The following is a 25,062-nucleotide window of genomic DNA, read 5'->3' on the forward strand; positions in this document are numbered from 1 at the left end:
CGTCAGGTTAACCCAGAAACCGGCCCGGCACGAGGGTGCGCGGGCCGGTTCCGGTGAAGTTCACACGCCGGAGGGGCAGTGGTCGCTAGATGCCGAAACGGACGATGTGGTAGTCGCTGGTCCAGATCGGGCGGATCTGCACGGTGCCACCGGGCTTCGGGGCGTCCATGATCATGCCGTTCCCCATGTAGAAGCCGTCGTGCGCCTCGTTGTTGAAGATGACGACGTCACCGGGCTGCGCCTCGGACTCGGGGATCGTGGTGCCAGCCTGGTCCTGCAGCGGCACGGAGTGCGCGAGGTTGATGCCGTACTGGGCGTACACGAACATGATGAAGCCGGAGCAGTCGAAGCCCGACGGGTCCGCGCCACCGAAGACGTACGGGGTGCCGATGTACTGCTTGCCCGTGGCGACCACGGCCGGCAGCGAGAACGGGGTGTCGGCGGCGGACGAGCTGGCCGCGTACTCGGCGGCGGTGGGCCCGGTGTACGAGGAGTACTGTTTCGCGGTCGCGGCACGGGCGGTCTGGGTCTGCTCGGCCTGCTCTGCGGCTTCCTTCGCTGCGGCGGCCTGGTCGGCGGCGGCCTGCTTCGCGGCCTTCTCGGCGTCGAGCGTCGCGGTGGACGTCGCGCCGAAGCCGTCACGGCTCGTGTCGGCGAGCGCCACGGCGTCGGAGACCGACAGTTCCTGGCTCTGCGTGGCCCGGACCTGACGCTGGGCGTCGGCGGCGGCGGTCGAGTTGCTCGAGGTCGTCGCCGCGAAGGCCGGGGCGACCGCGACGGTGCCGAACATGCCGGCGGCCACGGTGAGGACGACCGGCGCGAGGAACTTGCGCTTGCGCGACGAGGAGCTGGCCTTCGCGGTGCTCGCGGCTGCCGCGGCCTGCGCGGCACGACGACCACCGGGCAGCGGGGCGGAGCGCACCGGCACGACCTTGCGGACCGGGCGGCCCTCGGTCTCGCGCACGGCCCGCCGGGTGAGCGGGGCGGTGGTGGCGTTCTCGGTGTTCGTCGGGTTCGCGGGCGTCTGGTCGTCCGCGGCGGTACCGGTCTGCGTCAAGAGGTGTGTCTCCAACGTCTCGTCATCACGCCGCCGTGGGTGTCCGGCGGTGTGCAACCCCATCCGTTCGTCATCGTTTCCGATCGAGGCAGGAGACGGGTTCGAGACGTCCTGCCACGGGTCTCCGGCTCAGGGGCAGCGCGGCGACTCGGACGAGTGTACGGAAGCGTCGTTACCGAGTCGAGACCAAACGCCCCGCAGGTAACGAAACGGTAAAGACTCTCAGGAACGACCAGGAACGGTCAGCCGCGTTCGATGTAGACGTGCTGCGCGACCTCGATCGGCAGCTCGATGCCCGAGTCCTCGCCCTCGACGCGGACCGCGACGTAGGCACCAGCGCGCTGCACGCTCGCCACGCGCCCGGGCATGACGCCGGCGGTGCGGAGCTGGTGCAGGAGTTCCGGTTCGAACTGCACGGGCTCGCCCAGGCGTCGGACGACCCCGGTCGTGACGGCGTCGGTGCCCTCGGTCGCGGCGACGATGTTCTGGACGCCGTCGAGGAACCCGGCGGCCGCGGGGCCACCGATCTCGGCCAGCCCCGGGATCGGGTTGCCGTACGGCGACTCCGTCGGGTTGCCGAGCATCTCGAGCAGGCGGACCTCGACCTGCTCGCTCATGACGTGCTCCCACCGGCAGGCCTCGTCGTGCACGAAGGCCCAGTCGAGTCCGATGACGTCGGCCAGCAGGCGTTCGGCCAGACGGTGCTTGCGCATCACGTGCGTGGCGCGGGAACGACCCTCGTCGGTGAGCTCCAGGTGCCGGTCGCCGGAGACGACGACCAGGCCGTCGCGCTCCATGCGGGCGATGGTCTGCGAGACCGTCGGGCCCGAGTGTCCGAGGCGCTCGGAGATGCGCGCGCGCAGCGGCACGATCGCCTCTTCCTCGAGGTCGAGGATGGTGCGAAGGTACATCTCCGTGGTGTCGACGAGATCGGTCACGGTCCGCCTCTCATGTCTGGGCCCAGCGCCGACCACACTACTTGTTCGCACCGACGAACACCGACCGGCGCCCGGGTGCACGTGAGAAAGGGTCATCCGACGCGGTGGACAGGTGGGTCGAACCCTCCCCGTCCGGCCGGTACACGGGCTCGGGCAGGCGGATCGGCGTCGGTAGGATCGGTGCATGGCAGACATCGTCATCCCGGCCGAACTCCTCCCCACCGACGGTCGCTTCGGCTGCGGTCCGTCGAAGATCCGCGGCGCCCAGCTCGAGTCCCTCGTGACGCGCGGCGCCACGATCCTCGGCACCTCGCACCGCCAGAAGCCCGTGAAGGACCTGGTCGGCAGCGTCCGCTCCGGCCTCGCAGACCTGTTCCAGATCCCCGAGGGCTACGAGGTCGTCCTCGGCAACGGCGGCTCGACCGCGTTCTGGGACGCCGCTGCCTTCGGCCTCATCGAGCGCCGTGCCGAGAACCTGTCCTTCGGCGAGTTCGGGTCGAAGTTCGCCAAGGCCGCAGCGGCCCCGTGGCTCGAGGCGCCGCACGTCGTCGAGGCGCCGGGTGGCTCCCTCGCTGCCCTTGAGCCGGTGGAGGGCGTGGACGTCTACGCCTACCCGCACAACGAGACCTCGACGGGCGTCATGGCCCCGGTCGTCCGCGCGACCGGTGACGCCGGCGCCCTCACCGTCGTCGACGCGACCAGCGCCGCCGGTGGTGCCCTGTTCGACGTCAGCGCCACCGACGTCTACTACTTCGCCCCGCAGAAGAACTTCGCCTCGGACGGCGGCCTGTGGCTCGCGCTGCTCTCCCCCGCCGCGATCGAGCGGATCGAGCGCATCGCCGCCTCCGACCGGTACATCCCGGAGTTCCTGTCGCTCAAGAACGCCGTCGACAACTCGCGCCTGAACCAGACCCTGAACACCCCGGCGATCTCCACGCTGCTGCTCCTCGACGAGCAGGTGCGGTGGATGAACGAGTCCGGCGGCCTGGCGTGGGCAGACCTCCGAACGAAGACCTCGTCGTCGACGATCTACGACTGGGCCGAGGCCAGCGACTCCGCGACCCCGTTCGTCACCGACCCCGCCGCTCGGTCCCAGGTCGTCGCCACGATCGACCTCGACGACTCGATCGACGCCAAGGCCGTGGCCGCGACCCTGCGCGCGAACGGCATCGTCGACACCGAGCCGTACCGGAAGCTCGGCCGCAACCAGCTGCGCGTCGCGACGTTCACCGCGATCGACCCGGACGACGTCGCGAAGCTCGTGCGCGCGATCGACTTCACGATCGACGCCCTGCGCTGACCGCGGGGACACCCGCCGGAACGAGGACGGGCCCGGCACCACCGGATCGGTGGTGCCGGGCCCGTTCGTCGGTCCGGGTGGGTCAGGCGCGGTGGAAGCCCGGGTCGGCCTCGCCGGCGTCGAGCTGGTCGACCTCGAGATCGGCGTCGGGCTCGAACGGCTGCACGCGGCGGGCACGGCGACGACGGGGCGGCTGCGGGGCCTCGTCCTCGGTGTCGGTGTCGCTCACATCGGCGAGCGCATCGACGTCCACACCCTCGATGTCGTCGTCGTCCGACTCGTCGAGGTCGTCCTCGTCGGCGTCGAACTCGTCGTCATCGTCGTCGTCCGACTCGTCGTCGTCCTCGTCGTCATCCGAGTCGTCGTAGTCGTCGTCCTCGTCCGAGTCCTCGTCGTCGTCCTCATCCGACTCGTCGTCGTAGTCCTCGTCGTCCGAGTCCTCGTCCGCCGCGTCCTCGCCCTCGTGCTCCTGCGCGGCCCGGTACTCGGCCAGTCGCTCGGACCACGGCACCCACTCGGGCGCGACGAGCGAGCCGTCCCCGGGCATCAGCTCGACCTCGAGCACGGTGGGTTCGTCGTCGCCGATCTTCGCAACGCTGACGGTCCAGCGCCACCCGGGGTACCCGGGCAGGCGGTTGGCGAACAGGACGGACACGACGCCGTCCCCTTCGTCCACGGTGCCGACGGGTGCGCCGACGGTCGACTCCGGGGTGACCTCGAGCAACGCCTCGCGCGCCAGGTCGGTGTAGTTGATGGACGCTGCGTCAACGGACACTACGTCGGTCGACGCTGCGTCGGGAGCCGTCTCGGCCCCTGCTGTCTCGGACTCGGTCATGGGGTCACGCCTCCAACTGGTCTGCGACGTGCCGCAGGATGGCGGCGATGCGATCGCCGTTCTTCGGGTAGCGGCCGTGGCGGAGGTCTCCGCTGATCCGGTCGAGTTCCTTCACCAGGTCCTCGACGATCACGGCCATGTCGTCCGCGGACCGACGGGTCATCCGCGACAACGACGGCTGGGGCTCGAGCAGCCGCACGGACAACGCCTGCGACCCCTTCTTGCCCTGGACGACGCCGTACTCGAGCCGCGTGCCGGCCTTGACGGTCACGACGCCGTCGGGCAGCGAGGACGCGTGCAGGAACACCTGGTCGCCGTCGTCTCCGGTGATGAAGCCGAAGCCCTTGTCGTCGTCGTAGAACTTGACCTTGCCGGTGGGCATGCGTGGACTCCTCGAGGTCGTGGTACGGCCGTGGTGCGTCGGATATCCTGGGTCGATGGCCAAGCCGACCCGATCAACCGGGAACCCGCAGGACTCCGCAGAACCCCCGGTGACGTTCAATCGTACCGAACGCGCTCTGGCGTTCATGATCGGTGGGATCATCATCCTCGGCCTGCTCTGCTTCGTCGCGATGATCATCATGTGGCTCACCGCGCCCAGCGCCCAGGGTGCGATGCCGTGGCCGGTGGTCATGGCGATCCCGCTCTACGGCTTCCCGATCGCCATGGTGCTGGTCTTCACGCTCCTCGGCATCACCTGGACACGTCGCGCACGAGCGAACCGGACGGCTCGCTGACGTCCGCCCCGGACGCTGGCACCGGACGATGACGACCACCGCCGACCTCGCCGCCCGACTCCGGGCGATGCCGGACGAGGCGCTCGAGCGCCTCGTCGCGGCGAGGCGACTCCCCACCGCTGCACTCGCCGAGACCGGCCCGCAGCGCATCACCGACTTCTTCGACCTCGCCGAGGCGCTCCGCAGCGACGACGCCGTGGACGCCGCCGTCGAGCACCTGCCGCGCGCCACGATCCTGGCGCTTCGCGACGGCGGAGCCGTCGACGCGCTCGGCCCCGCGATCGATCTCGGCCTCGCCGACGAGGACGGCGCGGTCGACGACGCGGTCGCCGCTCGCGTGGCCGCCCACCCCGACCTCACCTCGCTCGACGAGCATCCTGGAGGCCCGGAGCAGGTCCGCCCCGCTGCTCCCGCCCTCGACGCCGCGGCGCTCGAGCGTGCGCGCACCACCGGCGCGGAGCAGGCGTTCGCGACGATGACCGTGCTCGCCGAACTGCTGCGGGCGGTCGACGCCGGCGCGGTCCGCGAACTCGTCAAGGGCGGGATCGGCATGCCGCTCGCCCGCACCCTCGCCGAGCGCATCGGCACCGACGCCGAACTCGTCGCCGGTCGCCTGGCACTGCTCGACGGCATCGGGTTCGCCGACCCCGACACCGGACGCTGGATCGTCACCGACGCCGGGCACGCCTGGTTGCTCGCCGGCTGGCCGGAGCGCTGGGTGTCGCTGGTGGCCGCGTGGTCGGACACGCTTCCGCCCGCCGTGCACCAGGTGCTCGACCTGGCCGACGGGGACCTGCGTGACCTCGTACCGCTCGGGCGCTGGGCGTACCCGGCGGGGTCCCGCTGGCTCGACGCCCTGCTGCTCGACGTCGCCGGCACCGCTGCGTCGCTCGGCTTGGCGGTCGACGGCATCGTGACGAGCACCGGTCGGGCGCTCCTCGACGGCGACGCCGAGCAGGCCGCCGACGACCTGCCGGGCACCGTCGAGCGGGTCTACCTGCAGCACGACCTCACCGTCATCGCACCGGGGCCGCTCGCGCCGGTGGACGACGACGCCCTGCGCACCGTCGCCGTGCTCGAGGCACCGGGCCTCGCGGCGCGCTACCGCATCTCCGAGGACACCCTGCGCGCGGCGTTCCGGGCCGGACACTCCCGCGACGACCTGCTGTCCCTGCTCGGACGACTGTCGGCGACCGGGATTCCGCAGCCCCTCGCCTACCTGATCGACCAGGTGGCCGGACGCGACGGCAGCATCGTCGTCGACCGGGGGCCGGGCGGCGTCGGGACCGAGGTCCGCGGCACCGCCGACCAGCTCGACCTCGTCGGGGTGGACGCCGAGCTCCGGCAGCTCGCGTGGGAGCGGCCCGACCTGACGACGCTGACCACGCGCTACCCGCCGCACGTCGTGCACACCGCGCTCGAGGACCAGCGCTACCCGGCCGTCCTGACGACCGCAGCCCGCCCCGAGGCGCACCACGGGCCTCCCGGCCGGCGCAGCCCCACCGGACGCTCGCCGGAGCAGTCGGCGCACGCACTCGTCGAACGGCTCCGCCTGACGACGCAGCGCGGCGACGCGGAGCCGGAGCAGGAGTGGCTCGGTCGGCAGATCGACCTGGCCGTGCGCGGACGCACGCCGATCCGTGTGACCGTCCGGATGCCGGACGGCTCGGAGCGGCCGTTCTCGATCGTGCCGACCTCGGTCGCGGCCGGACGCGTCCGCGGGCGGGACACGGCCGTCGACGTCGAGCGCACCCTGCCGCTGTCACTCGTGGTGTCGGTCGAGAGCGACGCCTGAGCCGCGCGGTCACCCGCACGCAGGTGCCGACGGCTAGGCTGGCAGGTCATGAACGGACCGCTGATCGTGCAGAGCGACCGCACCGTGCTCCTCGAGGTCGCGCACCCCGACGCCGAGGACGCACGCCACGAGCTCGCGGCCTTCGCCGAGCTCGAACGCGCTCCCGAGCACGTGCACACCTACCGGATCACCCGCCTCGGACTCTGGAACGCGCGCGCCGCGGGCCACGACGCCGAGGCGATGATCGACACCCTGGAACGCTTCGCGAAGTTCCCCGTGCCGCAGAGCGTCACGGTCGACATCCGCGACACGGTCTCGCGCTACGGACGGCTCGTGATCCGTCGCGAGGAACGACCCGACGCGCCCGTGATCGCGAACTCCCCGACCGAGGAACTCGAGCGGCTGCCGCTCCTGCTCCTCACCGCCGAGGACCCGTCGGTGCTGGCCGAGGTCATCCGGTCGAAGCGCATCAAGCCGTTGCTCGGTGACATGCGGTCCTCGACCGAGGTCGAGCTGCAGCCGTGGGCGCGGGGGCAGATCAAGCAGGAGCTCGTGAAGCTCGGCTGGCCGGCGGAGGACCTGGCGGGCTACACCCCGGGCCAGCCGCACCCGATCGACCTGGACACCGCCGAGTGGCACATGCGGCCGTACCAGGAGCAGGCCGTCGACACGTTCTTCGCCCAGGGCTCCGGCGTCGTCGTGCTGCCCTGTGGCGCGGGCAAGACGCTCGTCGGCGCGGGCGCGATGGCGACGGTCAAGGCGACCACGCTCATCCTCGTGACGAACACCGTGTCCGCGCGGCAGTGGCGCACCGAGCTCCTCAAGCGCACGACCCTGACGCCGGAGGACATCGGCGAGTACTCGGGCAGCGTCAAGGAGATCCGGCCGGTCACGATCGCGACCTACCAGATCCTCACCGCCCGCCGGAAGGGCGAGTACACGCACCTGTCGCTCCTCGACGCCCTCGACTGGGGGCTCATCGTCTACGACGAGGTGCACCTGCTGCCCGCGCCGGTGTTCAAGCTGACCGCCGACCTGCAGGCCCGCCGACGCCTGGGCCTCACCGCGACGCTCGTGCGCGAGGACGGCCGCGAGGGCGACGTCTTCTCGCTCATCGGGCCGAAGCGGTACGACGCCCCGTGGAAGGAGATCGAGGCGCAGGGGTACATCTCCCCGGCCTCCTGCTACGAGGTCCGCATCGACCTGCCGCACCAGGACCGCCTGGAGTACGCAGCGTCGAGCGACGACGAGCGCTACCGGCTCGCCGCGACGTCCCCGGCCAAGACCCCCGTGGTGCGGGAACTCATCGAGAAGCACCGCGGTGAGCAGATCCTGGTGATCGGGCAGTACATCGACCAGCTCGACGAACTCGCCGCGTCGCTCGACGCCGCGGAGATCACGGGGGCGACCCCGGTCGACGAACGGGAGCGGCTGTACGACGCGTTCCGGTCCGGCGAGGTCGACGTGCTCGTCGTCTCGAAGGTCGCGAACTTCTCGATCGACCTGCCCGACGCGACCGTCGCCATCCAGGTCTCCGGCTCGTTCGGGTCCCGGCAGGAAGAGGCGCAGCGGCTCGGCCGGCTCCTCCGCCCGAACAAGGACGGCCTGCCCGCGTCGTTCTACACGCTCGTGGCCCGGGACACCGTCGACCAGGACTTCGCGCAGAACCGGCAGCGGTTCCTGGCGGAGCAGGGGTACTCGTACACGATCCTCGACGCCGACCAGGTCCAGACGCCCGTGGGCTGACGTACGAACCGCTCTCAGGAAACCCCGAGGGAACAGTCAGAAGATAAGACCATGAGCGATGGCCCCAAGATCCTGATCGTCGACGACGAGCCGAACATCCGCGACCTCCTGACGACCTCGTTGCGCTTCGCCGGCTTCGCCGTGCGTGCGGTGGGCAACGGAGCACAGGCGATCTCCGCCGTGCTGGAAGAAGAGCCAGACCTCATCATCCTCGACGTGATGCTGCCCGACATGAACGGCTTCGGCGTGACCAAGCGCCTGCGTTCCTCGGGCTACACCTCGCCGATCCTGTTCCTGACGGCGAAGGACGACACCGAGGACAAGATCACCGGCCTCACCGTCGGCGGCGACGACTACGTCACCAAGCCGTTCTCGCTCGACGAGATCGTCGCCCGCATCAAGGCCATCCTCCGTCGCACCATGAACGACGAGGAAGACGCGATCATCCGCGCCGGCGAGCTCACGATGGACCAGGACACGCACGAGGTCACGATCGGCGACGCCCAGATCGAGCTCTCGCCCACCGAGTTCAAGCTGCTCCGCTACCTGATGCTCAACCCGAACCGCGTGCTGTCGAAGGCGCAGATCCTCGACCACGTGTGGGAGTACGACTTCAACGGTGACGCGGGCATCGTCGAGAGCTACATCTCGTACCTGCGCCGCAAGCTCGACCAGTACTCCGCCGAGCCGATCATCCAGACCAAGCGCGGCTTCGGGTACATGCTGAAGGCGTCCAAGGCTTCGTAGGAGCAGGAGTCCCACGGGGCTCGACTTCACGGCGGTCGTCCGGTTTCACCGGGCGGCCGCTGTCTATCGTTGGGGCAGCATGCACACGCGAATGAACCACTGGTGGGACGGGATCTCCCTGCGCACCAAGATCACCGGGATCACGGTGCTGCTCGTCGCGCTCGGATTGCTCGTCGCCGGACTCGGCACGATGACGGTGCTGTCCACCTACCTCATGCAGCAGCTCGACAACACGGTCAAGCAGACGACCGAGCAGCTCGAGGGCCAGAACATCAGCGACGGCGAGCAGTACTGCAAGCTGTCCGTCGTGGTGTCGCAGAGCGCCTACGTCGCCGCGTACGACGCCGACGGTGACCGGATCTGCCAGACGAAGGCGTCGAGCCGGCCCGACGTCCGCGAAGCCACCCTGGTCGAGGCCTCGCAGGCGAACCAGCGCATCTCGCTCTACGACAGCCAGCACAACCACGAGTGGCGTGCGCAGATCATCCCGGCGTCGCTGCAGAACCAGTCCGACGGCACCACCGAGACCGGCTACGTGCTCATCGCGGTCTCCAGTGCCGGTACCGACGAGACGATCGGCAAGTTCACCGCGATCTTCCTCGGGTTCGGTGCCTCGGTCATCCTGCTCGGCGCCATGCTCACCCGGCTGCTCGTCACCGCGACCTTCGACCCGCTGCGCGACGTCGAGGACACCGCCGCACGGTTCGCCGCGGGCGACTTCAACCAGCGCCTCGAGGCCGACACCCCGAACACCGAGGTCGGCCGCCTCAACCGCTCCCTCAACGTCATGCTCGAGCGGATCGACTCCGCGTTCGAGGACCGCGAGCGCACCATCGCCCAGATGCGCCGGTTCGTCGGGGACGCCTCGCACGAGCTCCGCACGCCACTGGTGTCCCTGCGCGGGTACGCCGAGCTGTACCGGATGGGTGCCCTGCGCAAGGAAGAGGACGTCGCCCAGGCGATGGAGCGCATCGAGAAGGAAGCGCAGCGGATGGGCCTGCTCGTGCAGGACCTGCTGCAACTCGCCCGCATCGACGAGTCGAAGCCGCTCGAGCTCGGCCCGGTCGACCTCGTCGCCATCGCCCGTGACTCGGCGCTCGACACGATGGCCTCCAACCCCGACCGCGAGATCCAGGTCCTCGTCGAGGACTCCCTGACCGGCGAGAGCGTGCCCCAGGCCGTGCGCCCATCGGCGTCGTCGTCGTCCATCGGCTCTCCGGACTCCGGCGAAGCACCGCCTGTGTCGCCCACCTCTGCGAACACCACCGGGCCGATCGCGTTCTCGCGCCAGACCATCGCGCGTCTGCGGGCCCGTCGGACCCGCGCCATGAACATCGACGCCGGTGCCGCACCGACCGACGAGACCACCCCGCTGCCCACGGTCGTGCTGCCGAAGCGCCCGCCGATCGTCCTGGCGGAAGAGAACAAGATCCGCCAGATCGTCACGAACCTGATGGGCAACGCCATGCGGTTCACGGCGAACGACGACCCGATCGAGATCGGCATCGGCGTGGACGACGAGCGCGGCATGGCACACCTCGACGTGATCGACCACGGTGAGGGCATCCCGCCGCAGCTGCGCGAGAAGATCTTCCAGCGCTTCTGGCGTGCGGACACCTCCCGCGCCCGTGACACCGGCGGTTCGGGCCTCGGGCTCGCCATCGTGTCCGGCATCGTCGCGGCGCACCACGGCTCCGTCGAGGTCTTCGACACCGAGGGCGGCGGCGCCACCTTCCGCGTCTGGCTCCCCCTGCTCCCCCGCGACTTCGCCGCCTGACCCGCGCGGGCCGCTGCTCGAGGTAGCGCTAACTGCCGCCCATCCCGCGCTCTCACGGCGCAACGTGCGACCTGGGTGACGAACGCACGGCGTGTTGTGCGACCGCCGCAAGCAAGCGTCGGACCCTTCGGAGGGACAACCCGCCGACGTCACGACGAGCGCGAGACGAAGGCCTGGCGCAGACGCTCGAACAGCACAGCAGGGCGAGCGGCATCAGCCCGCGTCGCATGCAGGACGAGCCAGCCGTTGACCGCCATACCGTTGTCACGCCGCTGGTCGTACTGGAAGACATCCTGCTCGCGGTGGTGATCGCCGTCGTACTCCAACGCGATCCGACGTTCCGGCCAGGCCATGTCCACGCGTCCGAGGAACCGGCCGTGGTGATCCGTCACCTCGACCTGCAGTTCCGGCTCGGGGAAGCCCGCGTCCACCACGGCGAGCCGAAGCCAGGTCTCCATCGGTGACTCGGCACCGACGCGCACCCGCGCGATCGCGGCACGAGCGACCGCGATCCACCGAGATCCGGGCACGATGCTCTTGGCGAGCGTGTCGATCGTGCAGAGTCCGCTCTTGCCCACCAGGAAATCGCCCACCGCGACGAGTTGCTGCACGCTGAGCAGACCGGCGCACTCCCGCCACGCAAGCTCTGGAGTGCTGAGCCGCATCCCCTGCCGCTCGCAGCTGGTAGCTCCGGACCGGCGACGGTGTCCTTTGACCTGTGGACGTCGCATCACCGGGCCGGTTCCGTCGGTCGTGACGTGGACGGGGACTTCGGCACCGTGCGGGAGCGGTGCTCCCCACAGCGCGGCGGCCGTCGTGTGGCTCAGGTACTGGTCCGGACGGAGCACCAGGCCGACTGCCGCGACGATCGACATCGTGGCGTCGGTCGACCGGACGCCATGCACGGGACGGACGAGATCACGTCGACGGAGACGACCCGGATCGACGCCGAACCCGATGGCGTCACGGACCAGGAAGCCGGCGGAGTCGAGCGTCTCAGGGAGCGGACGAGGCTTCGGCATGTCCCGAGTGTCGCGACCCGGCTGCCCACGCGACCCCCTCGGGAGCGCATCTGTGGAGAACGACCGGTGCCGGGCCTCCTGTGCGCTTCATGCTGATCGCGCAACATGCCGTCTCCAGCACGCCGTGGTCGCACAAACTGCCGGGACGGCCTCCGCGAAGCGGCAGATCGTGCGATCTCGGCCCAACCGGCCCGACCCGCACACACAAAAGGGCCCCACACGCTCAGCGTGCGGGGCCCTTCCGTCAGGCGGACTTAGAAGTCCATGCCACCCGTCGGGTCGCCAGCCGGAGCAGCGGGGGTGCGCTCGGGCTTCTCGGCGACGACGACCTCGGTGGTCAGGAACAGACCGGCGATCGACGCAGCGTTCTGCAGCGCCGAACGCGTGACCTTGGCGGGGTCGATGATGCCGGCGGCGATCAGGTCGACGTACTCGCCGGTCGCGGCGTTGAGGCCCCAACCCGACTCGAGCTCGCGGACCTTGGCGGCGACGACGCCCGGCTCGAGACCGGCGTTCAGCGCGATCTGCTTGAGCGGCGCGTCGATGGCCACGCGGACGATGTTCGCACCGGTCGCCTCGTCACCCTCGAGCTCGAGGGCCTCGAGTGCGACGGCACCGGCCTGGATGAGGGCGACGCCACCACCGGCGACGATGCCCTCTTCGACGGCAGCCTTCGCGTTGCGGACGGCGTCCTCGATGCGGTGCTTGCGCTCCTTGAGCTCGACCTCGGTCGCGGCACCCGCCTTGATGACGGCGACGCCACCGGCGAGCTTCGCGAGGCGCTCCTGGAGCTTCTCGCGGTCGTAGTCGGAGTCGGTCGCCTCGATCTCGGCACGGATCTGGCGGACACGGCCGGCGATCTGCTCGGCGTCGCCGGCACCCTCGACGATCGTGGTCTCGTCCTTGGTGATGACGACCTTGCGGGCACGACCGAGCAGGTCGAGCGTCGCGTTCTCGAGCTTGAGGCCGACCTCTTCCGAGATGACCTGGCCACCGGTGAGGATCGCGATGTCCTGCAGCATGGCCTTGCGGCGGTCGCCGAAGCCCGGGGCCTTGACGGCGACGGACTTGAAGATGCCGCGGATCTTGTTCACGACGAGCGTGGCCAGGGCCTCGCCGTCGACGTCCTCGGCGATGATCAGGAGCTGCTTGCCCGCCTGGATCACCTTGTCGACGACCGGCAGGAGGTCCTTGATGTTCGAGATCTTCGAGTTGACGATCAGGATGTAGGCGTCCTCGAAGACGGCTTCCTGACGCTCGGGGTCGGTGACGAAGTACTGCGACAGGTAGCCCTTGTCGAAGCGCATGCCCTCGGTGAGCTCGAGCTCGGTGCCGAAGGTGTTCGACTCCTCGACGGTGACGACACCTTCCTTGCCGACCTTGTCGATGGCCTCGGCGATGAGCGCGCCGATGGTCGGGTCAGCGGCCGAGATCGACGCGGTCGCGGCGATCTGGTCCTTGGTCTCGATGTCCTTCGCGTTGGCGAGGAGCTGGTCGGAGACGGCGGCGACGGCCTTCTCGATGCCGCGCTTGAGCGACACGGGGTCGGCACCGGCGGCGACGTTGCGGAGGCCTTCGCGGACGAGCGCCTGGGCGAGGACGGTCGCGGTGGTCGTACCGTCACCGGCGACGTCGTCGGTCTTCTTGGCGACCTCCTTGACGAGCTCCGCACCGATCTTCTCGTACGGGTCGTCGAGCTCGATCTCCTTGGCGATGGAGACACCGTCGTTCGTGATCGTGGGGGCGCCCCACTTCTTCTCGAGGACGACGTTGCGGCCGCGCGGGCCGAGCGTCACCTTCACGGCGTCGGCCAGCTGGTTCAGGCCGCGCTCGAGGCCACGGCGGGCCTCCTCGTCGAAAGCAATGATCTTAGCCATGTGGTTTTTCGTCCCTCCCGGACGTCGTCTTGGGGGTCGTGCTGGCACTCAGCGTGAGCGAGTGCCAACGCCGATTCTGGCACTCGCCGGGTGTGAGTGCAACACAGTCGGGAGGCTCGTGACGACTTCCCAGGACACGTCGCGTCCGGTGGACCCCGCACCACCGCCGCGGTCGCGCTCCCCGCGCCGGTCACCGTCCCCGCACACGACGAACGCGCCGCCCCTGACGGGACGGCGCGTTCTGGAAGTGGTGCTGCTCAGGCGGGGCGGACGGACTCTGCCTGCGGGCCCTTCGACCCGGTGCCGACGTCGAAGACGACGGCCTGGCCCTCCTCGAGGACCTTGTAACCCGACATGTCGATGGCCGAGTAGTGCACGAACACGTCCTGGCCCCCTCCATCCACGGTGATGAAGCCGAAGCCCTTTTCAGCGTTGAACCACTTCACGGTTCCGTTGGCCATGATCTCTTGCTCCCTGGTACTGCAGTGCGGAACGACGTGATCGTCGTCTGCATGGGACTCTGACCGAACCCGTCCGATGAGGCAAGAGGTGTGACGTTGTTTCACGTCGATTCCGTCAGAAATCAACGTGCTCGAAACACGGCCGTCACACAATGCGCGGAAAACGCGGCGCGACGGCCCGCAGAACGACCGATCAGCCGGTGTAGTCGGCGCCGAGGACGACGCTCACGTCGGCGTTCGGGAACGCTGCCGACTGCTGCACGGCCGTGACGCCGAGCTGCTTCGCGATGCCCTGCGCGACCGCCGCCTGCGACGCCTGCTGGTAGTAGACGATCGTCGACGTGGAGCCCGTCGTGCCGGCGTCACCGGTGGAGGCGACCTGCCAGCCGGCGCCGGTCAGCGCCGCACTCGCCCGGCTGGCGAGGCCCGTGGTGGTCGTGCCGTTCAGGACGACGACGGTGGTGGTGCCCTGCTGCGCCGGCGTCGCGGCCGCAGCGCTGCCCGACCCCGACCCTGCGGAGCCCGAACCAGCCGACGAGGACGCGGACGGCTTGGACGTCGCCGAGGGCTTCGCGGTGGCGGACGCCGACGTGGAGGCCGAGGGGGAATCCGAGCTGTTGAAGGAGTAGCTGCCGTTCAGCAGCGCGAGGACGAGCACCCCGATGCCGACGAGCACACCGGTGGCGAGCGCCGCCCAGGCGAAGGCGATCCAGCCACGGCCGCGACGCTGGGCACCGCGGTGCGCACCGACCCGCGGGCCGTCGGCGACGTCGTCGAACCGGTCTCGGGGGAATCTCGTGCTCATCGTTCCTCTTCACGTCCTTCGGGAGCCGCACCGGGCGCGACGAAGCTGCGCGTCGCCCGGGCGCTGGTGCGCGCGTGACGGAGCCGCTGCAGCCGGCTGACGAGCTGCGGGTCGTACGCGAGTGCCGCGGGCGAGTCGATCACGCGGTTCAGCACCTGGTAGTAGCGCGCCGCCGACATCTCGAACTCCACCCGGATCTCCGCTTCCTTCGTGCGGTCGTGCCGTGCCCGGTCCTGCTCGAACGTCAGCACGTGCTTCGCGAGCTCACTGAGCTGGTCAGCACCGAGCTGGTCAGCACGCAGCTCGTCAGCACTGAGCTCGTCGACGCTGCGTTCGTCGGTGGGGCTGGTCACTGCGGTTCCGATCACGGTCGGGTAACGGGTCTCGCACATCGTAGGGGTGGAGTCGATCCGGACCCTGGCACGGCGCTGGACTGTCGCGAACACCGGTCACAGGTTCGGCGCGCGGAACCAGCGCACACGCCGACCGAACGGGTCGGAGAGGGCCACCGCGACCCCGTCGAGCGAGACCGTCGCGAACGAGTCCGGATCCGCCGCATCGACGTCGTCGGGCAGCGTCGCCGCCACCCCGCGCAGGATCCCGGTGCGTTCGAGGGCGATCCAGTGCACGCCTCGCGCTCGGATCCCGTCGACGAACCGCTGCCGGTCCGCGCCCGGCACGTAGACCAGGGTCCCGGTGGTCAGGACGACCGGTTCGACGTCGTCCGGCAGGGCGTCCAGTGCACGGTCGAGGTCGCCGGGCAGCGCGCCCCGGATCCGGACTGGAGGCACGGTGAGCGTCGCGGACGCCGCCGCCCGCATCAGGGCGGTCCGGTCCGACGCCTCGGGCGGGACGGCCTCGACCAGCCGGTCGAACGCACCGGGGACCGACAGGTCGATCGGGTTCGGGTCGAGGGCCACCCGGGCGCCGACCCTGATCGGGACGGTCGCGGGAGTGGGGACGGCCCCGGTTGCGTCCGCGACGAGCCGGACCGAGGGCTCGGCGACCGCCGTGTGCATCCGGAGGACTGCGGCCCCGGAACCGACGCGGTAGTCCAGGGTCACCCGGTCCGGGATCGAGCACAGTCCGGCGGCGGCCCCGGCGTCGACCAGGCCGAGCGGACGCGCGGACCGTTCGGCGAGCGCCGCGAACAGCGGAACGACCGGGGCGAGCCGCTGCGGGTCGTTGGCCTGCACCGTGGCGGAGGCGAGGGCCGTGACCAGCGCGGGGCGGGCCTCCATGCCGAGCGCGCGCAGCGCACCCGGGTCCGACGGGTCCGCGCCCAGCTGCCGCGCGACCGCGAAGAACAGTTCCGGCTGCCGCTGCTGCTCGGGGACCTCGGCGAGGAGCGCGACGAGGGAGTCGTCGAGCGACCGTGCCCAGGCCGCGTACGACGGCGAGACCGCCTGGATGCGGTCGGCGTACGCGTCGTACCGGGCGCGGGTGTCCATCAGCGTCCGGGCCGGTGCATGCCGACGTGTCGGATGCCGGCCTCGTCGTACGGCTCCCCGAACCGCACGAAGCCGTACCGCTCGTACAGGGCGGCGACGTACTCCTGGGCGTGCAGGACGAACGGGTCGTGCCCGTGTTGGTCGAGGACGGCGGCGACGAGCCGACCGGCGATCCCCTGTCCACGGTGCTCCGGGTCGGTCGCGACGCGGCCGATCACCCACGCCGGCGGCGCCGCGCCGTCGGGGTGGACCTCGTCGGCCGCCGGGCGGATGAGCCGCAGGTACCCAACCGCATCGGTGTCCGTGCCGAACCACCAGTGCTCGGTGTCGGGCTCGCGGTCACGGCCGTCGAAGTCCTCGGCGGTGACCCGCTGCTCGAGCGCGAACACGCGGTTGCGCAGAACCACGATGCCGTACAGTTCGTCCGTCGTCAGACGGGTCCAGCGGGCGTGGTGCACGGAATGCTCGGACATCGTGGCGAGTTTAGTGAAGTGGTCGGGAGTGCCCGGAAGAGCCCGGCCGGAAGCAGGAGGAACCAATGGCATACAACGTCGACAAGTCCGACGCCCAGTGGCGCGAGGAGCTCTCCCCAGACCAGTACGCCGTCCTCCGCCAGGCGGGGACCGAACGACCGTGGACCGGTGAACTCCTCGACGAGGAGCGTGCCGGCGTCTACACCTGTGCGGCCTGCAACGCGGAGCTGTTCAAGAGCGGCACGAAGTTCGACTCCGGCTGTGGCTGGCCGTCGTTCTACGAGTCGGTGAACCCGGACGCCGTGCAGCTCATCGAGGACAACTCCCTCGGCATGGCCCGCACCGAGGTCCGGTGCGCGAACTGCGGTTCGCACCTGGGCCACGTGTTCCCGGACGGGTTCGGCACCCCCACGGGTGACCGGTACTGCATGAACTCGATCTCCCTGAACTTCTCGGAGAAGTCGGGCGAGTGAGCCCCGGACGCCCTCACCGGTAGGATGAGCGGCGTCAGCCGGCATGGCGCAATTGGTAGCGCACCGTACTTGTAATACGGGGGTTGCGGGTTCAAGTCCCGCTGCCGGCCCCAGACGAAGCGATGCCCCGGGCGAAGTCTCGCCCGGGGCATCGGCACACGGAACGCGGATCAGGGGGCGTTCCGGGCGCTGGACGCGGTAACCAGCCGGTCGTGCGACGAGGATGACACCTCACCGACCCGCGCGTCCACACCCTGACCCCACATCCGCGGAAATCCGCACGATGTGCACGAACGCGCCGGGGTCCTGTCCGCTCAGCGCCCGCCGGTGATCTTCCGCTCCCGCTGCGCGACGCCGGCCGTGCCGTAGGGGTAGTCGTCGATGCGGGGAGCGCTGGCGTCGGTCAGTCGGGCGAGTTCGTCGTCGGTGAGCACCAGGTCCGCGGCACCGAGGTTGTCCTCGAGCTGCGACAGGGTGCGGACACCGAGGATCACGCTCGTGACCGCGGGGCGGGCCAGCAGCCAGGCGAGCGCGACCTGCGACTTCGACGCGTCGTGGGCGTCGGCCACCTCGGAGACGGCGTCGAGCACCTCCCACGTGCGCTCGTCACCGTTGCGGGCTTCCCACGCCTCCATGCCGCGCTGCGGGTTCTCGCCCAGGCGGGTGGCGCCGGACGGGGCCTCGTCGCGCTGGTACTTGCCGGAGAGCCAGCCGCCGGCCAGGGGCGACCAGGGCAGCAGGCCGATGCCGGCGTCGAGGCAGGCGGGCACGACCTCGTGCTCGATGTCGCGGACGAGCAGGTTGTACTGCGGCTGCAGGGTGACGGGCGGTGCCCAGCCGTGGGCCTTCGCCTCGTAGACGGCCTTGGTGACCTGGTAGCCGAGGTAGTTCGAGAACCCGTAGGAGCCGATCTTGCCGGCGGACACGGCGTCGTCGAGGAACCGCAGGGTCTCGTCGATGGGGGTCAGGGCGTCCCACGCGTGCATCTGGTACAGGTCGATGTGGTCGACGCCGAGCCGCTCGAGCGAGGCGTCGAGGGCCACGCGCAGGTGTCGTCGGGACAGGCCGAGGTCGTTCGGGCCGTCGCCCTGCGGGAACCGGCCCTTGGTGGCGAGGACGACCTGTGCGGCCTCGGTGGGGTGTGCTGCGAGCCAGCGGCCGATGATCCGCTCGGACTCGTTGCCGGAGTAGACGTCCGCCGTGTCGACGAGCGTGCCACCGGCGGCCACGAAGGCGTCGAGGATGGCGTGTGAGGTGGGTTCGTCGGCTTCGCTGCCGAACGTCATGGTGCCGAGGGTCAGCGTCGACACCGATGTCCCGCTGTTGCCGAGGAGTCTGTAGTCCATGGCGGGGACGGTACGCCCGGTGCCGCCCGACCGAGGGGACCCACGAGTACCCCTCAGCGCGGGGCGGACAGGAACCGCAGCGCTGCTTCGCGGAACGGCCGCGAGGTCGGGGCGTTGAAGTGGTTGCGCCCCGGGATCTCGAAGAAGGTGGCGTCCGGCGCGGCCTCGGCGAGCCGGACCGCGCTGTCGCGGATGCCGTCCTCGCTGCCCGCGGCGATCAGGAGCGGCTGCGCCGGGGCGTTCTCCGGGGTCGGCTCGATGCTGTTCCGCATCCCCTCGACCATGGCCACGAGCGCGCCGAGGTCGTTGCCCTCGACGTTGCCCGCCATCGTCAGGTAGCCGTTGGTGACGCGGTCCTCGATGGGGGTGCCGTCGGCGATGTACGCCTTCGCCTGGTCGACGCGGACGCGACGCATGGGGTCGGCGTCCGGGATCCCGCCGAACACCGCGCGCGAGATCCGGCCGGGCAGGCGTTCGGCGGTGTGCCAGCCGACGCGGGCGCCGAGCGAGTACCCGAGGTACGCGACGTCGTCGAGCAGGTACGTGTCGATGACCGTGGTGACGTCGGCGACGAGCAGGTCCATCGAGTAGGCACCCGGGTCGTGCGGCTTCGCGCTCGCGCCGTGCCCGCGCTGGTCGAGTGCCACGACCCGGTACCCGGCACGGACCAGGTGCCGCGTCCAGCCCGAGGCGTGCCAGTTGAGCACCGCACCGGAGGCGAAGCCGTGCACCGCGATGACGGCCGGGGCGTCGGGGTCGCCGAAGTCGTAGGTCGCGAGTCGCAGCCCGTCGGGCGACATCACGAACCGGGGGCGGGGCGCTTCGGGGACGAGTGACATGTCCTCTCAAGCGTATCGGGGCAGTGTGGTGGCCATGGACGGCTACGGCGGCGATCAGATCCGGGCGGCGGAACGCCCCCACCTCGACGCGGGGGAACCCCTGATGCAACGGGCCGCCGACGGGCTCGCGCGCATCGTGGGCGACCTGCTGGACGACCCGGCCGTGCGGCCGGTCGACGGGCCGGGATCCGTCCTCGTGCTCGCCGGCAGCGGCGACAACGGCGGTGACGCCCTGTTCGCGGGCGCGCGCCTGGCAGCGGCCGGGAGGCACGTGGCGGTCCTGCGCGTCGGCTCCCGTGTCCACGAGGCCGGCCTGGCAGCGGCGCTGGACGCCGGCGCGCGTCTGCTGGACGGCCCGTCCGGCGCCTCGGGACCGAACGCGGGCGGGGCGGCGGACATCCTGCGGGCCGCCGGCCGGAGCGACGGCGAACGCCTGGCGGACGTCGCGACCGAGGCGGCGCTCGAGACAGACCTGGTGCTCGACGGCATCCTCGGCATCGGGGTGCACGGCGCGAACGCACTTCGGTCCCCCGCGCGGGAGGTCGTGGACGCCATCCGTGAGCTCGCCCGCGACCAGCGTGCGCCGTTCGTGGTCGCGGTGGACGTGCCGAGCGGCATCGACGTGGACACCGGCGGCGTCGCGGACGACCACGTCCTGCACGCCGACGTCACCGTCACCTTCGGCGGCGTGAAGGCCGGCCTGTTGACCGGACCCGCCGCCACCCTCGCCGGCCGGATCGAACTCGTCGACGTCGGGATCGGTGCGGATCTGGCGACGATGGAGCCGCTGATCCGCACCTGATCCCTCGCCCGTCAGTGCTGCTCGAACGTCAGTGCTGCTCGAACGTCAGTGGTGCTCGTACAGCACGGGCTCCGGCAGACCGTGCTCGGCGCGGACGCTGCGTGCGATGCCCTCGATGGCGACCAGGGCGTCGACCACGAGCTCGGGCGTCACCGGGAACGGCATGTTGTGGATGGTCTCGCCCTCCACCGTCGCGGCCTCGGCCACGGCGCGCAGCACGTCACGGTCGTCCACCGTCAGGCCGATCTCGGTCAGGGTGTTCGGCAGGCCGACCTTCGTGGTGAAGACGACGAAGTCCTCGATCTCCTCGGCCGGGGCGCCCTCGAGCACCAGCTGCGCGATCGTCCCGATGTTCACCTTCTGCCCGTGGGCCAGGCCGTGCGCCTGCGGCGCCGCAGTCAGCCCGTTGTGGATCGCGTGGGCGGCGGCGAGCCCACCGGACTCGAAGCCCAGGCCGGACAGCAGCGTGTTCGCCTCGACGACCTTCTCGAGCGCCGGGGTGACGACCTTGGCCTTGACGGCCTCGATGGCCTGCAGGGCGTTCTCGTGCAGGAGCTTCCACGACAGCTCGGCGAGCGCGACGCCGGTCTGGGTCTGCAGGCCGCCGGCCATGGTGTCGGCGTTGGCGCGCTTCGCGGCACGGGCCTCGACCCAGGTCGCCAGCGCGTCCCCGATGCCCGCGACCAGGAACTGCACCGGCGCGTTGGCGACGAGCCGGGTGTCGATGAGCACCAGATCCGGGTTGTGCGGGAAGAAGCGGTACTCGATGAACTCGCCCTCGGCGGTGTAGATGACGGCGAGCGCCGAGGTCGGGGCGTCGGTGGACGCAGCCGTCGGCACGCTGGCCCACCGGATGCCGGCGAGGTGCCCGGCGGCCTTCGCGGCGTCGATCGCGGAGCCACCGCCGAGCCCCACGATGACGTCGGCGTCCTTCGCGCGGATCTGCTCGACGAGCTCGTCGACGGCCTCGGGGGTGGCGAAGCGGCCGAACCCGACACGCTCCACGGCCAGGTCGGCGGACCGGAAGCTCTCGGAGACGGCGGTCTCGACGATGCCCCAGACCACGTCGTCGGCGACGATCAGGGGCCGCTTGCCGATCGGGGCGATGAACTCGCCGACGCGGGTGATCGCGTCCTTGCCCTGGACGTAGCGGGCGGGGCTCATCACGGTGCTGATGGGAGTGGCCATCGTGCGGCTCCTTCCGGTTGTCCGACAGGTGTACGACAGGTGTCGGGGTGGCCGACGCCGCCGACGGTACGCGGGGCCGCTGATCGGGAGGTGCTGATCGGTAGGTTCGGGATCATGACGTTCAACGACGACTCCCAACTCCGGGGCGGCAAGGTCAAGCGGCGGGGTCGCACCACGGCGATCGGCGGAGGCGCCGTGGGCGTCGGCGCCATCGTGGTGTTCCTGATCGCGCAGTTCACCGGCTTCGACCTGAGCGGGATCGTCGGCGGCGGCAACGGCCTGACGACGATCCAGCAGGAGGGCGAATCCGTCGACGCCGCCGCCGAGTGCCGGACCGGGCGCGACGCCAACCTGCGCGTCGAGTGCCGGATGGAGGGCGCGGCCGAGTCGCTCGACGCCTACTGGACATCCGAGGCGCGATCGCTCGGCATCTCGTACACGGCACCGGAGTTCTTCCTGTTCCAGGACTCCACCGACACCTCGTGCGGGCAGGCCTCGGCCGCGACCGGCCCGTTCTACTGCCCGCCGGACCGTGCGGTCTTCCTGGACACCGCGTTCTACGACGACCTGCAGTCGCAGTACGGCTCGTCCGGCGGTCCGCTCGCGCAGATGTACGTCGTCGCACACGAGTGGGGCCACCACATCCAGCAGCTGCAGGGGTCGTTCGCGAACACCGACCGCTCCGGCACGGGTGCGTCGTCGGGGAGTGTCCGCGTCGAGCTGCAGGCGGACTGCTACGCCGGGGCCTGGGTCGGCGACGCCGCCACGACGAAGGACGCGAACGGCGAGACCTTCTTCGAACCGATCACCCGCTCCCAGATCACCGACGCCCTGTCGGCGGCGAGCGCCGTGGGCGACGACAGCATCCAAGAGCGCGCGACCGGCCGCGTCGACCCGGACTCGTTCACGCACGGGTCGAGCGAGCAGCGCCAGCGCTGGTTCCTGCGGGGCTACCAGCAGGGCGCGACGAGCTGCGACACCCTGAGCATCCCGGGTTCGGCCCTGTAGCCGCACCGTCGAACCACGGGAGGCCCGGTGCCAGCTGGCACCGGGCCTCCCGTCCGTGGGCAGCGCGTCAGCGCTCGTTCAGACGTCAGCGCTCGTCCGGCCGTCAGCGCTTGGTCGGCGTGGGCGTCGGGGTCGCGCTCGGCGTGGGCGTCGGGGTGGCGTCGGTCGCCCCGGCGGCCGTCACCACGAAGGTGCGGAAGTCGTCGTTCGTGACCGGGGAGGTCAGCTCGTAGCGCTGCCCGTTCACGAGCACGAGCGGCGTGCCGGGGAACTCCTTGAGCGTCGACCCGGGGATCGTGCCGTCGGACACCGCCGTCGTCTGCTCGTCCACCCACTTGGCGTAGTCCTGGTCGGCGATGCAGCTCCGGACGGCGCTCCGTTCCTGCAGCCCCTGCACGCCCGTGACGACGTCGGTGAGCTCCGCGTCGGTCAGACCAGGGGTGCCCTCGTCCGGCTGCTTCGCGAAGAGCGCCTGGTTCACCGCGTAGAACTGGTTCGGGGAGTGCTCGGCGACGCAGGCGGCGGCGTTCGCGGCACGGAGGGAGTACTTCGTGCCCTGCGAGCGGTTCGACAGGACCGCGACCGGGTGGATGTCGACCGTGGCCGCACCGGAGTCGACGAGGTCCTTGATGTAGTCGCCGTTCGCCCGCTCGAACTGGCCGCAGCCCGGGCAGAGGTAGTCGACGTACAGGGTGATCCGGACGGTGCCGGCGCCGTCGGTCGCGGCGCTGCTCGGCGAAGCGGAAGCCGATCCGGACGCCGACGCCGCGACGGGCTTCAGGTCCTGCCCGATGGTGATGCCGCCCTGCGACATGGTCGACGGGCCGGGGCCGGCGGGCTTCACGGAGTCGACCAGCACGAGCGTGACGATCGTCGCGGCGGCGAGGAGCACGACCCCAAGCCCGATCTGCAGGCCGAGCCGGACACCCCGCTGGCGTCGCTTCTGCTGGGTCCGGGCACGCTGGGCTCGCTGGCGGGCGGCTTCACGGCGCTCGTTCCGCGCGGCGCGGGCGGCACCCTCGGGGCGGTTGTTCATCGGTGCGTCGTCCTCCTGATCGGTGTCCGCTCGGCGTTCCCCTGCTCGGCGGACGGACCCGGCGATTGTAGTGGGGCGCTCTGGGAAGCCGCCGACCAAGGGGGAAAACACTGGCGCACCCGGGTGAACTCGTGTTGTATGAACCTCGACAGTCGACGGCGACTGTCCGGGGCCCGTACGGGCACACCGCTTCACTCGGATCGTCCGGCACGTACCTGCCGGTGAAGGAAGGACCGAACGCTCATGGCGTCCGTCACCTATGACAAGGCAACCCGTCTCTACCCCGGAGGCAACCGTCCCGCGGTCGACTCCCTCGACCTGGACGTCGCCGACGGCGAGTTCCTCGTCCTCGTCGGCCCCTCGGGCTGCGGCAAGTCCACCTCGCTCCGCATGCTGGCCGGCCTCGAAGAGGTCAACTCCGGTCAGATCCGCATCGGCGACCGCGACGTCACGGACGTCCCGCCGAAGGACCGCGACATCGCGATGGTGTTCCAGAACTACGCGCTGTACCCGCACATGACCGTCGCCGAGAACATGGGCTTCGCGCTCAAGATCGCCGGCGTCGGCAAGGAAGAGCGCGCCACCCGCGTGCAGGAAGCCGCCAAGCTCCTCGACCTCGAGGACTACCTGGGGCGCAAGCCGAAGGCGCTCTCCGGTGGTCAGCGTCAGCGCGTCGCGATGGGCCGTGCGATCGTCCGTCAGCCGCAGGTGTTCCTCATGGACGAGCCGCTGTCGAACCTCGACGCCAAGCTCCGCGTCCAGACCCGCACGCAGATCGCGTCGCTGCAGCGTCGTCTCGGCGTCACCACGGTCTACGTCACGCACGACCAGACCGAGGCCCTCACCATGGGTGACCGCATCGCGGTGCTCAAGGACGGCATCCTGCAGCAGGTCGGCACCCCGCGCGACCTGTACGAGAAGCCGAACAACGTGTTCGTCGCCGGCTTCATCGGTTCGCCGGCCATGAACCTGCTGCCCGCCGACGTCATCGAGGGCGGCATCAAGTTCGGCACGCTCAACCACGCGATCGACCGCGACACCCTGTCGAACGCCCGTGCCGCACAGATCACGGTCGGCATCCGGCCCGAGGACGTCATCGTGTCGCAGACCGGCGAGGGCCTGCCCGTCACGGTCGACGTCGTCGAGGAGCTCGGCGCCGACGGCTACCTCTACGGTCACGCCGACGTGAACGGCCAGCGCGCCGACATCGTCGCCCGTGTCGACGGTCGTGCGCACCCGTCGATCGGTGACACGATCGTCATCACGCCGAAGCAGGGCCACGTCCACGCCTTCGACACCGAGTCGGGCGACCGCCTCGACGACAAGGCCGTCGTCAGCGCGTAACCAGC

25 protein-coding genes and 1 tRNA gene are annotated in these 25,062 nt (G+C 70.6%); 11 read left to right on the top strand and 15 right to left on the bottom strand.

The window, feature by feature from the left end; translation table 11 throughout:
* Positions 1-85: 85 nt before the first annotated feature.
* Positions 86-1,057 carry a C40 family peptidase gene (locus tag DEJ06_RS18675; protein ID WP_111030677.1) on the bottom strand — a complete coding sequence of 324 codons (972 nt, stop codon included), beginning with the start codon at positions 1,055-1,057 and terminating at the stop codon, positions 86-88.
* A 242-nt stretch (positions 1,058-1,299) separates the two neighbouring features.
* Positions 1,300-1,995, bottom strand: coding sequence for a metal-dependent transcriptional regulator (locus DEJ06_RS08275; protein WP_071404062.1), 696 nt, complete (start codon positions 1,993-1,995; stop codon positions 1,300-1,302).
* A 184-nt stretch (positions 1,996-2,179) separates the two neighbouring features.
* Here DEJ06_RS08275 and serC point away from each other — a divergent pair, with 184 nt between their 5' ends.
* Positions 2,180-3,295, top strand: a complete 1,116-nt coding sequence (gene serC, locus DEJ06_RS08280) for a phosphoserine transaminase (protein WP_111039014.1) — start codon at positions 2,180-2,182, stop codon at positions 3,293-3,295.
* Positions 3,296-3,377: 82 nt separating this feature from the next.
* Here the strand turns inward: serC and DEJ06_RS08285 are convergent, their stop codons facing one another.
* Together DEJ06_RS08285 and DEJ06_RS08290 are read right to left on the bottom strand one after the other, a co-directional pair.
* Positions 3,378-4,130 (bottom strand): DUF3027 domain-containing protein, encoded by a 753-nt coding sequence (locus tag DEJ06_RS08285; protein WP_111039015.1) that lies wholly within the window; start codon positions 4,128-4,130, stop codon positions 3,378-3,380.
* Between the two features lie 4 nt (positions 4,131-4,134).
* On the bottom strand, positions 4,135-4,512 hold the full coding sequence (locus DEJ06_RS08290; RefSeq protein WP_017888041.1) for a cold-shock protein: 378 nt from the start codon (positions 4,510-4,512) through the stop codon (positions 4,135-4,137).
* A 55-nt stretch (positions 4,513-4,567) separates the two neighbouring features.
* Between DEJ06_RS08290 and DEJ06_RS08295 the strand changes: the two genes are divergently transcribed.
* The 5 genes from DEJ06_RS08295 to DEJ06_RS08315 all read left to right on the top strand — a co-directional run bounded on the left by DEJ06_RS08295 (position 4,568) and on the right by DEJ06_RS08315 (position 10,932).
* Positions 4,568-4,867 carry a hypothetical protein gene (locus DEJ06_RS08295; RefSeq protein WP_128780559.1) on the top strand — a complete coding sequence of 100 codons (300 nt, stop codon included), beginning with the start codon at positions 4,568-4,570 and terminating at the stop codon, positions 4,865-4,867.
* 28 nt (positions 4,868-4,895) lie between these two features.
* Positions 4,896-6,662, top strand: a complete 1,767-nt coding sequence (locus DEJ06_RS08300) for a helicase-associated domain-containing protein (RefSeq protein ID WP_111039016.1) — start codon at positions 4,896-4,898, stop codon at positions 6,660-6,662.
* Between the two features lie 48 nt (positions 6,663-6,710).
* Complete coding sequence (locus DEJ06_RS08305; RefSeq protein WP_027466594.1) at positions 6,711-8,408, top strand: DNA repair helicase XPB; 1,698 nt, start codon at positions 6,711-6,713, stop codon at positions 8,406-8,408.
* 51 nt (positions 8,409-8,459) lie between these two features.
* Positions 8,460-9,155, top strand: coding sequence for a response regulator transcription factor (locus DEJ06_RS08310; protein ID WP_017888045.1), 696 nt, complete (start codon positions 8,460-8,462; stop codon positions 9,153-9,155).
* Positions 9,156-9,234: 79 nt separating this feature from the next.
* Positions 9,235-10,932 (top strand): cell wall metabolism sensor histidine kinase WalK, encoded by a 1,698-nt coding sequence (locus tag DEJ06_RS08315; protein ID WP_110863081.1) that lies wholly within the window; start codon positions 9,235-9,237, stop codon positions 10,930-10,932.
* Positions 10,933-11,081: 149 nt separating this feature from the next.
* Here DEJ06_RS08315 and DEJ06_RS18040 read toward each other — a convergent pair whose 3' ends face one another.
* The 7 genes from DEJ06_RS18040 to DEJ06_RS08350 all read right to left on the bottom strand — a co-directional run bounded on the left by DEJ06_RS18040 (position 11,082) and on the right by DEJ06_RS08350 (position 17,021).
* Positions 11,082-11,597, bottom strand: coding sequence for an endonuclease domain-containing protein (locus tag DEJ06_RS18040; protein WP_146245819.1), 516 nt, complete (start codon positions 11,595-11,597; stop codon positions 11,082-11,084).
* Between the two features lie 611 nt (positions 11,598-12,208).
* Positions 12,209-13,831, bottom strand: a complete 1,623-nt coding sequence (gene groL, locus DEJ06_RS08325) for a chaperonin GroEL (protein WP_017888048.1) — start codon at positions 13,829-13,831, stop codon at positions 12,209-12,211.
* A 257-nt stretch (positions 13,832-14,088) separates the two neighbouring features.
* Complete coding sequence (locus DEJ06_RS08330; RefSeq protein ID WP_017888049.1) at positions 14,089-14,292, bottom strand: cold-shock protein; 204 nt, start codon at positions 14,290-14,292, stop codon at positions 14,089-14,091.
* Between the two features lie 193 nt (positions 14,293-14,485).
* Positions 14,486-15,097, bottom strand: a complete 612-nt coding sequence (locus DEJ06_RS08335; RefSeq protein ID WP_071404071.1) for a LytR C-terminal domain-containing protein — start codon at positions 15,095-15,097, stop codon at positions 14,486-14,488.
* Positions 15,094-15,450, bottom strand: a complete 357-nt coding sequence (locus DEJ06_RS08340; protein WP_258370754.1) for a DUF3263 domain-containing protein — start codon at positions 15,448-15,450, stop codon at positions 15,094-15,096. The genes DEJ06_RS08335 and DEJ06_RS08340 overlap by 4 nt, the downstream gene beginning before the upstream one ends.
* A 96-nt stretch (positions 15,451-15,546) precedes the next feature.
* Entirely contained in the window at positions 15,547-16,548 is a 1,002-nt protein-coding gene (locus DEJ06_RS08345) for a DUF2332 family protein (RefSeq protein WP_111039019.1), read from the bottom strand.
* Positions 16,548-17,021: a GNAT family N-acetyltransferase gene (locus DEJ06_RS08350; protein ID WP_111039020.1), complete on the bottom strand. Its 474-nt coding sequence runs from the start codon at positions 17,019-17,021 to the stop codon at positions 16,548-16,550. The genes DEJ06_RS08345 and DEJ06_RS08350 overlap by 1 nt, the downstream gene beginning before the upstream one ends.
* 65 nt (positions 17,022-17,086) lie before the next feature.
* On the opposite strand from DEJ06_RS08350, the gene msrB reads away from it, so the two are divergent.
* Positions 17,087-17,494 (top strand): peptide-methionine (R)-S-oxide reductase MsrB, encoded by a 408-nt coding sequence (gene msrB, locus DEJ06_RS08355; RefSeq protein WP_027466599.1) that lies wholly within the window; start codon positions 17,087-17,089, stop codon positions 17,492-17,494.
* A gap of 37 nt (positions 17,495-17,531) precedes the next feature.
* Positions 17,532-17,607 (top strand) — tRNA-Thr (locus tag DEJ06_RS08360).
* Positions 17,608-17,808: 201 nt separating this feature from the next.
* On the opposite strand, the gene DEJ06_RS08365 is transcribed toward DEJ06_RS08360, so the two are convergent.
* Positions 17,809-18,840: an aldo/keto reductase gene (locus tag DEJ06_RS08365; RefSeq protein ID WP_111032335.1), complete on the bottom strand. Its 1,032-nt coding sequence runs from the start codon at positions 18,838-18,840 to the stop codon at positions 17,809-17,811.
* 53 nt (positions 18,841-18,893) lie between these two features.
* Positions 18,894-19,679, bottom strand: a complete 786-nt coding sequence (locus tag DEJ06_RS08370; protein ID WP_111032334.1) for an alpha/beta fold hydrolase — start codon at positions 19,677-19,679, stop codon at positions 18,894-18,896.
* On the opposite strand from DEJ06_RS08370, the gene DEJ06_RS08375 reads away from it, so the two are divergent.
* The gene (locus DEJ06_RS08375) at positions 19,678-20,481 is read left to right on the top strand and encodes an NAD(P)H-hydrate epimerase (protein ID WP_258372458.1); all 804 of its coding nucleotides are present in this window, start codon (positions 19,678-19,680) and stop codon (positions 20,479-20,481) included. The two genes, DEJ06_RS08370 and DEJ06_RS08375, sit on opposite strands and share 2 nt — an antisense overlap.
* Before the next feature lie 45 nt (positions 20,482-20,526).
* Here DEJ06_RS08375 and DEJ06_RS08380 read toward each other — a convergent pair whose 3' ends face one another.
* A complete protein-coding gene (locus DEJ06_RS08380; protein WP_111039022.1) occupies positions 20,527-21,669 on the bottom strand; it encodes a glycerol dehydrogenase in 1,143 nt (380 codons plus the stop codon).
* Between the two features lie 114 nt (positions 21,670-21,783).
* On the opposite strand from DEJ06_RS08380, the gene DEJ06_RS08385 reads away from it, so the two are divergent.
* Positions 21,784-22,677 (top strand): neutral zinc metallopeptidase, encoded by an 894-nt coding sequence (locus tag DEJ06_RS08385; protein WP_111039060.1) that lies wholly within the window; start codon positions 21,784-21,786, stop codon positions 22,675-22,677.
* Between the two features lie 103 nt (positions 22,678-22,780).
* On the opposite strand, the gene DEJ06_RS08390 is transcribed toward DEJ06_RS08385, so the two are convergent.
* Entirely contained in the window at positions 22,781-23,713 is a 933-nt protein-coding gene (locus tag DEJ06_RS08390; RefSeq protein WP_111039023.1) for a thioredoxin domain-containing protein, read from the bottom strand.
* Between the two features lie 243 nt (positions 23,714-23,956).
* Here DEJ06_RS08390 and DEJ06_RS08395 point away from each other — a divergent pair, with 243 nt between their 5' ends.
* On the top strand, positions 23,957-25,057 hold the full coding sequence (locus tag DEJ06_RS08395; RefSeq protein WP_071404078.1) for an ABC transporter ATP-binding protein: 1,101 nt from the start codon (positions 23,957-23,959) through the stop codon (positions 25,055-25,057).
* Positions 25,058-25,062: the final 5 nt, after the last annotated feature.

The sequence above is a fragment of the Curtobacterium sp. MCLR17_051 genome, from assembly GCF_003234395.1.
GTDB classification, from domain to species: domain Bacteria; phylum Actinomycetota; class Actinomycetes; order Actinomycetales; family Microbacteriaceae; genus Curtobacterium; species Curtobacterium flaccumfaciens.

Bases quoted from the DNA above. Each gene is read 5' to 3' on its own strand.
- DEJ06_RS18040 (WP_146245819.1), bottom strand. From the start codon at position 11,597: ATGCGGCTCAGCACTCCAGAGCTTGCGTGGCGGGAGTGCGCCGGTCTG.
- DEJ06_RS08345 (WP_111039019.1), bottom strand. From the start codon at position 16,548: ATGGACACCCGCGCCCGGTACGACGCGTACGCCGACCGCATCCAGGCG.
- DEJ06_RS08330 (WP_017888049.1), bottom strand. From the start codon at position 14,292: ATGGCCAACGGAACCGTGAAGTGGTTCAACGCTGAAAAGGGCTTCGGC.
- DEJ06_RS08375 (WP_258372458.1), top strand. From the start codon at position 19,678: ATGTCCTCTCAAGCGTATCGGGGCAGTGTGGTGGCCATGGACGGCTAC.
- DEJ06_RS08315 (WP_110863081.1), top strand. From the start codon at position 9,235: ATGCACACGCGAATGAACCACTGGTGGGACGGGATCTCCCTGCGCACC.
- DEJ06_RS08390 (WP_111039023.1), bottom strand. From the start codon at position 23,713: ATGAACAACCGCCCCGAGGGTGCCGCCCGCGCCGCGCGGAACGAGCGC.
- msrB (WP_027466599.1), top strand. From the start codon at position 17,087: ATGGCATACAACGTCGACAAGTCCGACGCCCAGTGGCGCGAGGAGCTC.
- DEJ06_RS08335 (WP_071404071.1), bottom strand. From the start codon at position 15,097: ATGAGCACGAGATTCCCCCGAGACCGGTTCGACGACGTCGCCGACGGC.
- DEJ06_RS08310 (WP_017888045.1), top strand. From the start codon at position 8,460: ATGAGCGATGGCCCCAAGATCCTGATCGTCGACGACGAGCCGAACATC.
- DEJ06_RS08295 (WP_128780559.1), top strand. From the start codon at position 4,568: ATGGCCAAGCCGACCCGATCAACCGGGAACCCGCAGGACTCCGCAGAA.
- DEJ06_RS08350 (WP_111039020.1), bottom strand. From the start codon at position 17,021: ATGTCCGAGCATTCCGTGCACCACGCCCGCTGGACCCGTCTGACGACG.
- DEJ06_RS08380 (WP_111039022.1), bottom strand. From the start codon at position 21,669: ATGGCCACTCCCATCAGCACCGTGATGAGCCCCGCCCGCTACGTCCAG.
- DEJ06_RS08285 (WP_111039015.1), bottom strand. From the start codon at position 4,130: ATGACCGAGTCCGAGACAGCAGGGGCCGAGACGGCTCCCGACGCAGCG.
- DEJ06_RS08305 (WP_027466594.1), top strand. From the start codon at position 6,711: ATGAACGGACCGCTGATCGTGCAGAGCGACCGCACCGTGCTCCTCGAG.
- DEJ06_RS08385 (WP_111039060.1), top strand. From the start codon at position 21,784: ATGACGTTCAACGACGACTCCCAACTCCGGGGCGGCAAGGTCAAGCGG.
- serC (WP_111039014.1), top strand. From the start codon at position 2,180: ATGGCAGACATCGTCATCCCGGCCGAACTCCTCCCCACCGACGGTCGC.
- DEJ06_RS08395 (WP_071404078.1), top strand. From the start codon at position 23,957: ATGGCGTCCGTCACCTATGACAAGGCAACCCGTCTCTACCCCGGAGGC.
- DEJ06_RS08290 (WP_017888041.1), bottom strand. From the start codon at position 4,512: ATGCCCACCGGCAAGGTCAAGTTCTACGACGACGACAAGGGCTTCGGC.
- DEJ06_RS08300 (WP_111039016.1), top strand. From the start codon at position 4,896: ATGACGACCACCGCCGACCTCGCCGCCCGACTCCGGGCGATGCCGGAC.
- DEJ06_RS08370 (WP_111032334.1), bottom strand. From the start codon at position 19,679: ATGTCACTCGTCCCCGAAGCGCCCCGCCCCCGGTTCGTGATGTCGCCC.
- groL (WP_017888048.1), bottom strand. From the start codon at position 13,831: ATGGCTAAGATCATTGCTTTCGACGAGGAGGCCCGCCGTGGCCTCGAG.
- DEJ06_RS08365 (WP_111032335.1), bottom strand. From the start codon at position 18,840: ATGGACTACAGACTCCTCGGCAACAGCGGGACATCGGTGTCGACGCTG.